This is a genomic window from Planktothrix serta PCC 8927, assembly GCF_900010725.2.
In the GTDB taxonomy this organism is placed as follows: Bacteria; Cyanobacteriota; Cyanobacteriia; order Cyanobacteriales; family Microcoleaceae; genus Planktothrix; species Planktothrix serta.
The window spans coordinates 141740-155906 of record NZ_LR734832.1 but is presented as its reverse complement, the minus strand read 5'-3'; the positions used below and the strand labels follow the sequence as shown (position 1 = coordinate 155906).

The following is a 14167-nucleotide window of genomic DNA, read 5'->3' as shown; positions in this document are numbered from 1 at the left end:
ACACAAAGATAAAAAGAAGTTGTAAACACTAACCTGCTGATTGCTATCTTTTCAAAAACAGGGTAAAGTCAATTAAAATTATTTGTAATAAAATATGTCTAATTTTCAAGTTTGTGATGGGGATATTTCTGAAACGTTATTATTTGACTATCTAACGGCCGATGGGTTAGCGGTAGATACCGAAACAATGGGGTTATTACCTTGGCGAGACCGCCTTTGCTTAATTCAAATTTGCGACCCCAAGGGTCAAGTCACCGCCATTAGAATTGCTAAAGGTCAAAAAGAAGCACCGAACTTAAAACAACTCTTAGAAGCACCTAATATTCTCAAAGTATTCCATTTCGCTCGCTTTGATATTGCTACTATTCGCTATTACTTAGGTATTGAAGTTAACCCGATTTTTTGTACTAAAATAGCCAGTAAATTAGTCCGAACCTACACCGGAAAACACGGACTTAAAGAGTTAGTTCAAGAATTAGAAAAAGTCGAACTCGATAAAACTTCCCAAAGTTCCGACTGGGGAAATGCGAGTAATTTATCTGAAGATCAATTAAACTATGCCGCCAATGATGTTCGCTATTTATTGAACGTTCAGAAAAAGTTAGTGTCGATGTTAGAACGGGAAGACCGTTTAGAACTGGCTCAACAATGTTTTTCCTGTTTACCAGTCATGGTCACTTTAGATTTATTACAATTTCAAGGTATTTTTGAACACCATTAATAGAACTGACGGAGGAGAGTCTTCCCAAACAAAAACCCCCCAACCGAAGTTGAGGGGGAACTATCAGGGTGCATCTACTCTTGTTTATTCCTTCGCTTTTGATTCCTATCGGGAAAATTCTCAAAAAAAATCCCCCAACCGAAGTTGAAGGAAAACCATCAGGGTGCATCTACATCTATTTATTCCTTCACTTTTAATTCTGATCAGGAAAATTCTCAAAAAAAATTCCCCCAACCGAAGTTGAAGGAAAACCATCAGGGTGCATCTACTCCTGTTTATTCCTTCATTTATGATTCTGTTCAGGAGAATTCTCAAAAAAAATTCCCCAACTGCTTAATTAGGATTAACTAAACGCAATAATTTTTGTTTGACTTGAGCATCAAAGACTTTCCATTTTATCTCCGCATAGTCTTTATTTTCATTAAACCCCGAAAGAAACCCTAACGGAATTTCAAACCCTCCCGCTTGACTTCTTCCCCCGCCAAAAAACTTACCCGTTACATCTGTTCCGAATGCTTCCTTAATAAATTCATCTGGGTCAAGGGTAATTTTATTCGTTCTCAAGGAACCCACAATAATCTCCAATTCATTAAAATCATCATGAACTAGCCCATAAACAACAGCAGTATGAACGTTTTCTTCCGTTAATAGAAAATCCGCAGCTTGAGGAATAGCATCTCGGTCAGATGCGCGTAAAAAACCCACTCCTGAAATTGAAACATTATCTAAAACTTGACGATTAGATAAGGCTCGTTCTATCACATCCATTACCCGTTTAGACCGAGAAGAACGCAACACAGAATCTAATAAACTCGCATCATAATAATTACTTAAATAGGCTGCGGCCAAGAAATCCTCACGGGTTGCTTGTCGGAGTTGATTCGTATCCGACCGTAACCCGTGCATTAACGCCGTTGCACAATTAATATGTTGGCTGTCATTACTATCAAGTTCTAAAAAACCCGATTGTAAATATTGAGTTAAAATCGTAGCCGTTGCTTTAATTTGAGGACGAATATCAAAAAATTCTGGATGTAAATCTTTCTGTAAATTATGATGATCAATTAATACCGTAATCGGCAGGTTAGCTGTTTTTACTAAAGGCATAAGTTGACTGGTTGTGCCTTGATTATCAATTAAAACACATCCCGAATAAACCGATAAATCCTTGGTTTTTGCCATTTCTAACGGCCATCGATGCACAGGTAAACTGGTTAATTTCACTAAAGCAATATTTTCTTGATGGCTGAGAGTTCCCCCATAGACAATATCAGATTCAATATTATATTGTTGAGCAATTAATTGATAAGCCCAAGCAGAAGATAAGGCATCAGGATCGGGAAAATCTTGTATAATAATTAATTGACGTTCTCCCGTATGATTTTCTAACACTTGCTGAAAAGCCTGTTTTTTCTGACTAGGTAAAAGCCATTCCGAACACAAAAGAAGAGAAGGCTCCTGGGAAATTATTAAGGGCTCAGATTGAGTAGAATTGTTCACAGGTAAATATTAATAAAATTAAATTGTAATAGACTTTTCCTCCCACACCAATTGGTATGGAAGGAACTGTTAAGCATTGGTCAATACTTACAAAAACAAGCTAATTAACCGGGTTTCTGAACCTAAAATCTGGATTTTATCCCCTTAAAAAAGGTTAGAAACTCGGTTTCTACTTTTAACTTTAGCAAAATTTTGGTAAAAATCAAGCCTCTGAAGCATGAGATAAGGACTTTTCAAACTCAAGGCGTTGTTTAGCATTGTAGAGAAAATAACCATTCATCATTGCGGATGCTAAAAGACGACCTAAATCCTCACGGTTGGTGGTAATAGCAACATCAAAATGTTCTGAAGGTAAACCGCCTAACATTTGCATTAAGCTATTTTCCATAATTTGAGCAACTTCTGGTTCCGGTTGAGACAGTTTAGCAATAGTTTCCGGTTCCATTGATTGAACATATTGCCATAATACGTTACTTCCAGATAATTGACGGTGAGATACAGGATTTGTCATAGTCTGATCAAATAATTTAATTTTGTATTGTTTTCTGTACTTATTTTTTACTGTAACGAATCTTTTTAAACTTGTTATAGTGCGTAAAACCGAACGTTGAGAACGGGTTTTTCGACCTTTGATCAGAATTACGAGCTTATGAATTGTTTTAAAATGGCTTGAGGAGATCTATCCCAAGTATCTTGATGATAATAAATTAAGCCTTCAGAAGTAAGCTTATAGGTAGAATAGCCATTAAAAAATAATTGAGGTTTCCAAGGTAAACGCAGAGTTCCCCGAACTGTCCAGTTAGCAGTAATAATATCTGAGGCTGTTTGTTGAACATCATGTAAATCAAAATAGAGTTCGGTAAAAAATAACTGACCGTGAAACCGTAACGTCCAAAAAACAATCCGATAATTAAACTTACCTTTAAACCGATTCACCGGATCAATAAACTCTATATCCGGGGTATAAATATCATAGGAAATATCTTGGTTAAATAAAAGGGGTAAATCTTGGTTTAAGGTATCAATGACGTTTTTAACTTGAGCAGTATAGTTTTGGCTAGTTATTTTAATATTCATCAGTCAAAAAATAGCTAAATTTTATATCCTTGAACCCATACCCAAAGTTCAATGACTGGCTTTGGTTCTTGATTCTCTATCATTTTAACAGTTTTGATGGGGATTGACACTTTTCAAGATTAGGCTACTGTAGAAGGATGAAAATAATATGAAATCTTTAAATGTTTGCTACGCATCTGTCCCCTGTAGAGACGTTGCATGCAACGTCTCTACAGGGGGTTTAGGAGATTATCTGTAGTATAAATTTTAGGATTTCATATAACATTGCTAGAGAGAGAACGTGGCTCAAGTTATCCGTAAGCAGGATAATATACGAGCATGAGCAGAAGTTGTTAACTTATCTGAAATTGAAGGAGTTTAAAAAATATGAGTTTAGACGTAGCAAATCCTGAAATTATTACCAACAACCTAGAGCGTTTTCTATTGGTTCTTTCCGTTTCTTTAACGGTAGCTGCACTGTCGCGTTCTTGGGCTATATTTCGCAAAATCCCCTATACATTATTATTAGTTATTGTAGGAATGGGGTTAGCATTTGTAGATGTTCGGTTAGTTAACCTTTCTCCCCAATTAATTTTAGAAATTTTTCTTCCCCCGTTATTGTTTGAAGCCGCTTGGAATTTATCTTGGCGAAATTTAAAGTCGAACTGGTTACTGATTACTTTATTTGCTATTTTTGGAGTTGTTATTTCTATCGTCGGGATTGGCTTTTCTTTGTATCAATGGGCGGGTTTAACCTTACCCATTGCTTTATTAGTAGGAGCCGCTTTAGCTGCAACTGATCCCGTTTCTGTGATTGCCTTATTTAAAGAATTAGGAGCTAGTAAAAAATTAACGGTTTTAATGGAGGGAGAAAGCTTATTTAATGATGGAGTCGCGGTTGTTGCCTTTATCTTATTGGTAGGAATTCCTTTAGGAATGAATTCCTTTTCTATTTCGGAAGCTTTGGGACAGTTCTTAACCGTAGTCGGAATTGGGGCAGGAGTTGGATGTCTGATTGGATTTGGAGTTTCTTTTATTACCCAACGGTTTGATCTCCCATTTGTTGAACAATCTTTAACCTTAGTTTCTGCCTATGGAACCTATCTCATTACAGAAGAATTAGGAGGTTCTGGTGTCATTTCTGTGGTAATTGTTGGCATCATTTTAGGCAATTGGGGTTCAAGAATTGGGATGAATCCTAGAACTCGCTTAATCGTCACAGAATTTTGGGAGTTTATTGCATTTTTTGTCAATTCCATGATCTTTCTATTAATTGGAGATCAAACTCAATTTGCCAGTTTAGGGAGTCATCTCCCTTTGATTTTTATTGCCGTTGCTGCGGCTTTAGCTACTCGGTTTATTGGAATTTTCGGATTGAGTGCTTTAAATAATATTATCGGCAATAGTACGGTGACATTTCAAGAACAAACGATTTTATGGTGGGGGGGATTAAGAGGTTCTGTTTCGATTGCTCTGGCTTTAAGCGTCCCTGAAATAATTGCTGAAAAACAAGAGATTATTGATATTGTTTTTGGAATGGTTTTATTTACGCTGTTAGTGCAAGGGTTAAGTATTCAAGTATTGATGAAAGGCTTGAAGTTAATTGGAGATCAACCCATGCGTCAAGAATATTCTCAATTAGTTGCTCGTCAAATTGCCCTACAGCGAGTTTTAAAGTATTTAGATAATTCTGATCGCTTCCCTGATCTCGATTCTGAATTCTATCGGTATAAAAAGCAATTAGTCGAAGGAGAGCTAAAAAGCGTTAAACAGAAATTCCATCAGTTACTCAACGAATATCCGCAATTACAAGAAGTCGCTAGGGAAGAATTTGAAGAAACTTTATTAGAAATTGAAGCAGATACCTATGCAGAATTAATTCGGCTGGGTAGGCTGAATGAGAATTTAGCCCCAGTTTTAATTGAAGTTGTTAGGGAAGAATAAAAATCATTCTTTTTTCTAACCGTCGGGTGAATGGCAACAAAAAATCGTGTTAGAGGAGGTAAGGTTAGCTTGTGAGTCGATTAAACGTTTTATGTTTAATTAAAATTGAAAATACAGTAGCTTGTGGATGCGGGTTCTTAAAATTAGACAAGCCAACCTTTACCTATTAAATCAGAGTTAAGCGTTTATTCTTCATCGAGGAGGTCTTCTTCCGACTTCTCACCGACTTGAATCAGATGAATGTGTTTAGAACCTAAGCGAATTTCAAACTGATCTCCGGCTTCTAATCCCATGGATTCGGTATAGTTTGCACCAATAACTAGAGAACCGTTCTTATGAACACAGGCTCGAAAACTGGCTTCTCTTCCTCGTCCATCTTTTGTCCGTCCGGGATCTAAGGCAATGCCTTTAGCCGCCAGTAACGCATCGTAAAACTCGGTCATATTAGCGCGAGTTTGGTTCTCTTTTGTTTGGGTATAATACCCACACTGGCGAGCCGCCTCCCGTCGGGGTAAGTTCCCTAAAGCTTTAACTTTTTGCAATAAAGCTTTGCCCGTTAGAGGAGGCATTGAAGTTTTTTCTATTACTGTTTTTGCCATAAATCTTCTCCAAATGTAACTGATTTTTATCCTATCATGTTTAACTATTCTTTTTCTACGAAAACAGCAACATTGTTAATATTTCAATACATTTAAGGAAGATCAAGAACAGTTTTCAAAAAAGCTCGACTTTCCCCATTCATTTAAGAGCAGATCTATGAATTGATTTAAAAATCAAGTACCAAGATAAAAAGATTTAAACCTTGACGGTGAAATCTTTTCCTCCTTCGGTGTTCCCTGTTCCCTGTTCCCTGTTCTCTCCTATAAATTAGATCCCGGAGCATAGCGCACAGGAATTCCTGTTTGCTGTTGAATTTCTTCAGCAAAATCTTGTAATACAGACGTGCTAACTGATTTGAGTTTCTGGGCTTGATAAGGGGGGTTTTCAGGTGAGGGATGATTTTCCCGTCCCGCTAATTCACGCTTTAAGGGTTTAGGACGGGTGGGGGTATTGAGTTGAATTTCTGTAGGTGCGATCGCTTTTACCCAACGTTGATATTCCTGGCGATCTGAGGATGACCAAGGGGATAAAATCATCGTTTGCAGTCCCAATTCTCCTGGGAAGAGGCGACGAAATTCTTGAATAGAACTGAGCAACTCTGTTAAATTCAAGTTCGTTACAGGTCGATTGATCCGTTGTAGTTGTACTTTTGAAACCCCATCCAATTTCACAGAGACTTTATCAGCTAAAGCCAATTGTTCTCGAACTTGAGGATCACCTAAAGTTGTCCCGTTTGTTAAAACTAAAGTCGGGCGCTGAGTCAGGGTTTTAATTCCGATTAAAATTTCCCCTAAATTCGCCGCCAGAGTGGGTTCTCCACTGCCACTTAAAGTAATTACATCAATATTCCAAAGGGCAAACTTTGCTAAGGCTTGTAAAATTTGATCCGTTGGAACATAAATTTGACGCTGCTGGGTTTTAACTTCAATTTCTCCCAGTTGACAATAAACACAATTAAAAGAACAGGTGGAAATCTCACCAATGGGATCAATACCCAAGGATTTCCCATAACGCCACGACCATACAGGGCCATAAACGGGGGTAAAGGTCAGGCTAGAGGGTGTTGCGGTTGTCATGATTCTCCACTGTGATACAACGCCACAGGAATACAGATCTTCAGGTTATCCCATTTTTCTATGAACTTAGCTGCATAAAGCTGCCGTGGAAACTTGCTATAGTTAGAAAGCTAATTTTACTTATAGTGGTTTTCAGGCTGATCTGGGGGGATCATCTGAGCGATGACCAGCACTCGCTTCAATTCTACAATCAAATGGTAAGCTTGATGCTTAAACAATAATCGGGGTAAGAGGACGGGTAGGTCTGACATCAGATTCCTGGCTACATTTAACGGACAACCACAAATCCGCACAATCAGATTAGCCCCTTCAAAAACAGCTTCAGCACTTAAAGCCTGCTGAATGCGAACTTGCCAACGGGCTGCGGTGACAAAAATGCCATCTTCTACTGCACGCAACCCTTCAATCGTTGCTAAAACCACCATGCGATCGCCCACTGTTAACTGAATCTCATCAGGAGGCATTAACCGAGGGGGCTGATTTTTTCGTTGATGTAGAATTGGAACCACTCCATAACCATAAGCAACCTCGGTGAGCAGTAAGTTATCAAGGGTATCCCCGACTTCAATTTCATATTCGGTGACTAAGATGGTGCGATCGCAACAGCGAAACAAACCCAGAATTTTTTCCCCAAAAGCTGCTGCTGCAAAGGCTTCTGCTGTCACCCCATAAGCACAAATGACATGGGTTCCCGGCAACAAACGGTTAAGACTATCTGTAAGACTCTGTTCCTTTGTGCGGATCACTAGATGGCAGCTAGGATTAGCAGAACGAGCCATCAGGCTAATTTCTAAATTCAAGATGTCATCGTCTGTCACCACGACCACACTCCGGGCAGTTGCCAAATTCACCTGGTTGAGGGTTTCCTTGAGACTACCTCTAACAATCGGAATATCCGACAAAACATTCAGATCAAACTGGGGGGTAAATGTAACTCCGACAAGGGGTTGTCGGAACTCCTGTAACAGTCTCACAACTTGTTGACCCACTCGTCCGAGTCCAACAACAACTGTATGATGGTGAAGGGGAATGGGTGGACGACGAGGGGTGAGTTGAAATCGGGTACTGAGCATCCCTTGGGTGAGTAACGCATACAGTACCCCGACTAAGGCAGTCCCCGCCAGAGTCAGGACAAAGGCAAAAAACTGCAACCAGCCGGGAATATTGGGATTGATTTCAAAATCTCCAAATAACTCACCATATTGACCTAACAACAGAATTGCTACTCCGTAGAAGGCTCCCAGAGGAGTAGCTCCCGGATAGTATCGAGCAAAGACTACTGTTCCAACCGCTAACAAAGCCAAAACCACAGCACCGCAAACAATTGCCACTTGGCGGACAGGCTGCTGTTGGTGAGATTGCCACATCTCTAGCACCCAATGCTTCACGTTTTCCCACCGGAGTCGTCGCCATCTACCCCATCGTTTCCTCACAGGAGATAAGTCAGAATTGGGGACAGAGACAGTACCCGTATAGGCGCGATCAGCTACTTCGATATAGATGACTTGATCTCCGGCTTGAAGTTGGGTTTCGGGTTCCCAATCCGGGAGGGAAACTATCGGGTGAACGCTCCCCCGACGATGGCAAAGAATTCGCCGGGTGCGACTGTTGAATTCTTGAAGTGAGCCTCGATAACACCAGGAATCACCCGGATTAAATTGACGCTGAATTACCTGAAGTCGGGAATCATCCAAGCTGAAAAATCCCAAAACTTCTGTTCCCAGAGCAGCAACTGCAAAAGCAGATGCCGGAAGTTGGGTGGGCTCAAAAGCAATAAAGTTTCCTAGATGTTCGGCTAATAAATGATTGAGATTCTCCTTCGAGGAGCGTACCACCAACCGCACATTAGGACTCAGTTTACGGATTGCCAAAGCTGTTTCAGCATTGATCCGCTCCTGACTGGTAACAATTAACACAGCGCGACATTGATCAAGATTGGCTTGCTTTAGCACCGACTCCTGACGAGCATCTCCAATCACCAGTTGCCCCAACTGCTCTGGAATACCGGGAATATCCCAGTGTGTAGGAGCAACAAGGTTAATACCATTCACCCGAACTCCAAATTCTTTGAGGGCAAATACACAATGTTGTCCAAGGTTTCCTAAACCACAGACTAAGAACTGATCCAATTGATGGGTTAACTCACGGTGTTCCACGATTTCAACTGAAATGTCCCTATAACCCTCTAAATAGATCAAAACACAGTTTTTTGATATTAATGTTAAGAAAAGATTAAAAAGTTACCGGGAAATTAGACAGGAAATATATTCCTAAAAAGCCAGCCACCACTAACAACATCACAATTCCCAACACACCCGCTAAGGGTTTACCTGCGAGTCCCGTCACCCATTCGGGAACCTTCCCAGTGGGGTTCACACCGACAACGGTATCCAAACTGCTGATTCCCCAAATCCAACCCGCGTGCAGTCCAATAGCAAGTCCTAAAGACCCGCCATTGCAAAAACAAGCGAAGGTCAACACCATCCCCATTAACCCTAATCCGGGTAATTGGGGGAATGTGTTGCGGACTTCCCAAATTAAATGGGTGAGCGCGAAAATTAAGCTGACAATTGCCGCCGCGACAAACCCTGAATAATCTTGCTGTAATTGTTTTTGCAGAAACCCTCGAAACACTAACTCCTCTGTGCTACTAATCCAGAGAGCAATTAGCAAAATTGGAAACAAAATCGAGGCCTTTTGCCCTAACCTAATCCACCCGTTTTCAGGGGGAAGATCGGAATTTAAGCCAGAGGACTGTTGATCGCTTTGTCCCCAGTGTGGTTGTCGCCAATTGATCCAACCGAGGGTAAATTGAAAACCAAATAAGACGATTAGGCTGATAACAGCCAGACCGAAACCAATGGAAATTGATGTAAAAAACTCTGATCGCCAAGCTAAACCATAATCCCAGAAGGATCGACCCTCAACTTGGCTAATTTTCCACAAAACTAGGGGAGCAATTCCATAAAGTGGCGCCAGCAACGTCAACTTTTGGGTTTCATTTAGGGGCCTAGGAGGACGCCAATTGAGAGCTAAAGCAGTGATAACAGCAATTGGCATCCATAAACCCATCCACACCCCAAAAAAAATAGCAATTTTAATCAGGGTTGGCGCATTTGCAAGCATGAAAATGTCATTCTAATGGCTCAGATCAGGGAATTTACTCTTCTTCATCGCCACTGCTGGCGTCTTTCCCATTTTCGACTTGAATCAGGTGAATATGCTTGTATCCCAGCTTGATATCAAACTCATCACCGGGTTTAAGACCCATTTCTTTGGTGTAGGTTGAGCCAATCACAATTTGACCATTTTTGTGAACGCTCACCATATAAGTTGCTTCCCGACCCCGACCATCTTTTGTACCATCGGGACTAAGCGGAATACCCCGTGCTTTGAGCACTGCGTCATAAAAATCTGTGAGATTGACACGCACCTGGTTGTCCTTTGTGGTGCTGTAATAACCGCACAGCTTTGCTGTTTCACGCCGGGGCATATGAGACAGTTCTTTTACTTTTTGAAGCAGAGCCTTTCCGGTTAAGGGAGTTGGTGCAGGTTTATTCATCTTGTTCTTAATCTCCTTACTTCTCTACGCAGGTAATTTTTATCCAATTCAACTTTTTGGACTTATAAAAAATAATATATACTTAAATTCATCAATTTGACAAATATTTTTTTTTCTAAGTTACAAATCTTTCCATACAGAAATCAGCATCTCTCCCTAGAGAAAAAAAACGGGACTTAAAAATCCCGTTGAGATTGAACAGGGGAAGATCGACTTATTCGGTGGTACTTGAACTCATACCTGGTCTGGTGTCTTGAAAATTTCATAGTCGTCCGATTTTATTTCTACAGAGTCACCGGAAGCAATTTTTTCAGGAAGTCCTCTCCCCCTGATCAAAATTATCCCTGTGGCCTTCCTCCATACCATTAAAAAAGATCCGCCGTCAAGACAGATCAATACATCCGTGATTACACTTCAAAAAAATCTCACGCTTGCGTCAGTAATCAGTAATCAGTAATCAGTAATCAGTAATCAGCTTAACACCGGAACAGCTTAACACCGGAACAGGGAATAAATAGTAATCAGTAATCACTCAGTAGAGACTAGCCATGCTTAGTCTCTACACAGCCAACCGTCAACAGCCAACCCCTAAGAATCCTTGAAACGACGTTCCAAAGCTTTTAAGGATTGGTACAGTTCAGGTAATCGTTTATAAACCGCACAAGTCTTTAAATAAAGCCGATTAGCAAGAGCCGGAGAACCAGAAACGATATCTCCGGGTTGAATATCACTATGAACTCCAGATTGAGCCGTAACGATCGCTCGATCTCCAACTTTAACTTGATTAGCAATACCGACTTGACCCGCCAGTAATACCCCATTCCCGACGGTGACACCCCCGGCTAATCCGACATGGCCCGCAAAGGCACAATTCTGCCCAACAGTACAACCGTGACCAATATGAACTAAATTATCTAGTTTCGTGGCTTTTCCGATGCGAGTTTCTCCCACGGACGGACGATCAATCGTACTATTACATCCAACTTCCACACTGTCTTCTAAGACTGTAATTCCTGATTGTTCCATTTTCACCCAACCCGAAGCTGTAGGAACAAAACCAAAGCCTTCGGAGCCAATCACCGCCCCGCTATGAATCACACAATCACAACCAATTTGAGTCCGTTCATGAATCGTACAATTGGCGTGTAGAATGCTGCGATCGCCAATTTTTACCTCTGGATAAATCACCACATTCGGATGTAAACACACCCGATTTCCAATCGTTACCCCCGCTTGAATTACAACATGGGGGCCAATATAAACCTCTGATCCTATTTGGGCACTTCTGTCAATAACTGCTGTGGGATGAATTTGGGGTTGGGGTTGATAAGGTCGATAAAATAAAGCGATCGCTTCGGCAAAAACCAGCCGAGGATTTGCCACGGAAATCCACGCTTTACCCTGTTCTGTAGCTTGAATTTGTAACGATTCATCCAAGGGTAAAATCAACGCACTCGCGTCTGAACACTGTACAAAGGAAGCAAATTTTAACCCTTCAATATAGCTCAGGGTTCCAGATGGGGCTGCATCCACCGCGGCCACCCCATAAATATCCGGGTTGAGGGCGGGGTTTTGGGTCAAACTCTGACCAGCAATTTCCGAGTTGAGTTTTTCAACCAGTTCACTAAACTTCATTTTTAGAAACAAGGGCAGGGGCAACAAATTTTAAGATATTTTTAAGACGGATGGGATTGTACGATTAACACTCCCACAGGCCCATGATGAACCACATATTGACTAACACTTCCTAGTTGATCCAGGAGAACGACCTTAGCCCGAATTTAGCGTTATTTTTTTTCTATTATATTATGAATCTGATCGTGAGTTAACAAATTTTTATGTCAAAAAATTACACATCAGGATTCACGCCCGTTACCGAGTCACCCCTCACAAGCCAGGGCTGTTTAATTCTCGGATCTAAAATGCGATCGCATTGAAGAGGGGCGGGTTTAACCAGATTATTGATTAGAATTCAATATTATTACAGAACCCGCCCCTACAATTTGTTGTTGAAAAAATCGCGATCGCATTTCAAGAATAATTAACAACCGTAGGGGCGGGTTCCGAGACCATCTTTAATGATCAATAATTATCTCCCTAAACCCGCCCTTTCTTTCTTCTGAGCAGCGATCGCATTTTAGATCCGAGTAACCCGATCTCAATAGTCAGTTGTTTATGTAATAACTGACACTCTAATTTGCAGTTAAGCTATTTTCGGGCGATGAACACTGCAAGAAAGCCATCGATTCAACATGGGAAGTTTGCGGGAAAAAATCCGCAGGTTGTACCCGGATTAATTCATAGACTCCCGTTTCACATAAAATCTTCAGATCCCGTGCTAGAGTTGCAGGTTTACAACTGATATAGATCAGTCGTTGCGGTTGCAAATTCAACAAAGTTTCTAATACAGTGCGATCGCATCCTTTGCGAGGAGGATCAAGTAAAACAAGATCAGGTTTATATCCTAACTGCGGTAACAACTTTTGCACCGTTCCCAGTTTAAACTCAACATTGTCAATTCGATTAAAAATAGCATTCTGTCGAGCTTGTTCTATAGCACTTTCTTGTACTTCCAAACCCATAACTTGAGGAAGATTTAACGACTGCATAGAACCTGCTTGTTTTTGCAGTAAATCCTGAGCCAAAGGTAAGGTAAACGTCCCAATTCCACAATAGGCATCAACGATCCGTTCAGTGCCTTGTAAATTAAGTTGTTGTAGCATTATTTGTAATAACGCTTCCGCCACTTCTGTATTGATTTGAAAAAACGTATCGGGTCTGAGAAAAAACGTTAATCCCCCAAATTCTTCTTGTAAATAAGGTTGACCCGCTAAACAGCGTGTTTGCTCACCAAAAATCATATTCGTTTGATCAGGATTCAGATTTAAACAAACTCCCTTTAAAGAAGGATATTGTTCTAACCAAGTTTCCGCTTGTTCGTTGAGTCCGGGTAAACTTGCCTGAGTCGCAATTAAAGTTAATAATATTTCCCCAGTGCGTCGTCCAATTCTTAAGGACAGATGGCGAATTTTTCCTCGGTGTTGGGATTCATCATAAATCGACCAGCCTCGGTTGTGAATATCCAGCTTAATATTAGCCAGTAACGGATTTAGACGTTGATCCTGTACCGGACATTGATTTAAGTTGATTAAACGATGACTCTGTTTCTGAAAATAACCCGCCTGGACTTGACCCGTTGCAGAACGTCCTAGGGGATAGGTGACTTTATTGCGATATCCTAACGCCGACTCTCCGGCTAACATCTGATCCACCGGAGGCTGGATAAATCCCCCAATGCGTTCTAAGGTTTTAACCACTAAATCCCGTTTAGCCTGTAATTGAGTCTCATACTCAACGTGTTGCCACTGACAGCCCCCACATTTGTCCGCTACAATACATCGGGGAGTGATGCGAGCGGGAGAGGCTGCTAAAATATCCTGTAACTTCCCTTCTGCATATTTGCTTTTGACGCGCACCAGTCGCACCAACACCCGGTCGCCTGGAACCGTATCAGGGACAAAGATGACCCGATCTTGATAACGACCGACTCCATTCCCGTCATCGGTCAAATCGGTAATTTCGACTTCAACTTGTTGTCCTTGCTGCCACATCATTATTAAGCATTAAAAATTAAGAATTGTTAACGCTTCAGGGGTGATTATTCATGCCGATCTAGGCAGATAACTCTCGATTTACAATTAACTGCTT

At 40.9% G+C, this 14167-nt stretch carries 12 protein-coding genes; 2 read left to right on the top strand and 10 right to left on the bottom strand.

From position 1 onward, the window contains the following. Positions 1–94 precede the first annotated feature (94 nt). Entirely contained in the window at positions 95–721 is a 627-nt protein-coding gene (locus PL8927_RS03285) for a ribonuclease H-like domain-containing protein (RefSeq protein WP_083617579.1), read from the top strand. Between the two features lie 333 nt (positions 722–1054). Here the strand turns inward: PL8927_RS03285 and PL8927_RS03280 are convergent, their stop codons facing one another. From PL8927_RS03280 to PL8927_RS03270, 3 genes are all read right to left on the bottom strand, one after another. Beyond that, positions 1055–2221, bottom strand: coding sequence for a DHH family phosphoesterase (locus tag PL8927_RS03280; protein WP_083617575.1), 1167 nt, complete (start codon positions 2219–2221; stop codon positions 1055–1057). 202 nt (positions 2222–2423) lie between these two features. Next, entirely contained in the window at positions 2424–2732 is a 309-nt protein-coding gene (locus PL8927_RS03275) for a DUF760 domain-containing protein (protein WP_083617573.1), read from the bottom strand. A 128-nt stretch (positions 2733–2860) separates the two neighbouring features. Next, complete coding sequence (locus PL8927_RS03270; RefSeq protein WP_083617572.1) at positions 2861–3298, bottom strand: DUF2358 domain-containing protein; 438 nt, start codon at positions 3296–3298, stop codon at positions 2861–2863. Positions 3299–3664: 366 nt separating this feature from the next. Here PL8927_RS03270 and PL8927_RS03265 point away from each other — a divergent pair, with 366 nt between their 5' ends. Next, complete coding sequence (locus PL8927_RS03265) at positions 3665–5221, top strand: cation:proton antiporter (protein ID WP_083617570.1); 1557 nt, start codon at positions 3665–3667, stop codon at positions 5219–5221. Positions 5222–5406: 185 nt separating this feature from the next. Here PL8927_RS03265 and PL8927_RS03260 read toward each other — a convergent pair whose 3' ends face one another. From PL8927_RS03260 to rlmD, 7 genes are all read right to left on the bottom strand, one after another. After that, positions 5407–5820 (bottom strand): AbrB family transcriptional regulator, encoded by a 414-nt coding sequence (locus PL8927_RS03260; RefSeq protein WP_197047297.1) that lies wholly within the window; start codon positions 5818–5820, stop codon positions 5407–5409. Positions 5821–6081: 261 nt separating this feature from the next. Then, positions 6082–6897: a radical SAM protein gene (locus PL8927_RS03255; RefSeq protein WP_083617568.1), complete on the bottom strand. Its 816-nt coding sequence runs from the start codon at positions 6895–6897 to the stop codon at positions 6082–6084. Between the two features lie 116 nt (positions 6898–7013). Next, entirely contained in the window at positions 7014–9053 is a 2040-nt protein-coding gene (locus PL8927_RS03250) for a potassium channel family protein (RefSeq protein WP_083617566.1), read from the bottom strand. A 76-nt stretch (positions 9054–9129) separates the two neighbouring features. Further along, on the bottom strand, positions 9130–10023 hold the full coding sequence (locus PL8927_RS03245; RefSeq protein WP_083617564.1) for a CPBP family intramembrane glutamic endopeptidase: 894 nt from the start codon (positions 10021–10023) through the stop codon (positions 9130–9132). Positions 10024–10057: 34 nt separating this feature from the next. Further along, on the bottom strand, positions 10058–10459 hold the full coding sequence (locus tag PL8927_RS03240; RefSeq protein WP_072717147.1) for an AbrB family transcriptional regulator: 402 nt from the start codon (positions 10457–10459) through the stop codon (positions 10058–10060). 588 nt (positions 10460–11047) lie between these two features. Continuing rightward, positions 11048–12094: a UDP-3-O-(3-hydroxymyristoyl)glucosamine N-acyltransferase gene (gene lpxD / locus PL8927_RS03235; protein ID WP_083617563.1), complete on the bottom strand. Its 1047-nt coding sequence runs from the start codon at positions 12092–12094 to the stop codon at positions 11048–11050. Positions 12095–12651: 557 nt separating this feature from the next. Next, positions 12652–14073: a 23S rRNA (uracil(1939)-C(5))-methyltransferase RlmD gene (gene rlmD / locus PL8927_RS03230; RefSeq protein WP_083617561.1), complete on the bottom strand. Its 1422-nt coding sequence runs from the start codon at positions 14071–14073 to the stop codon at positions 12652–12654. Between the last annotated feature and the right edge of the window lie 94 nt (positions 14074–14167).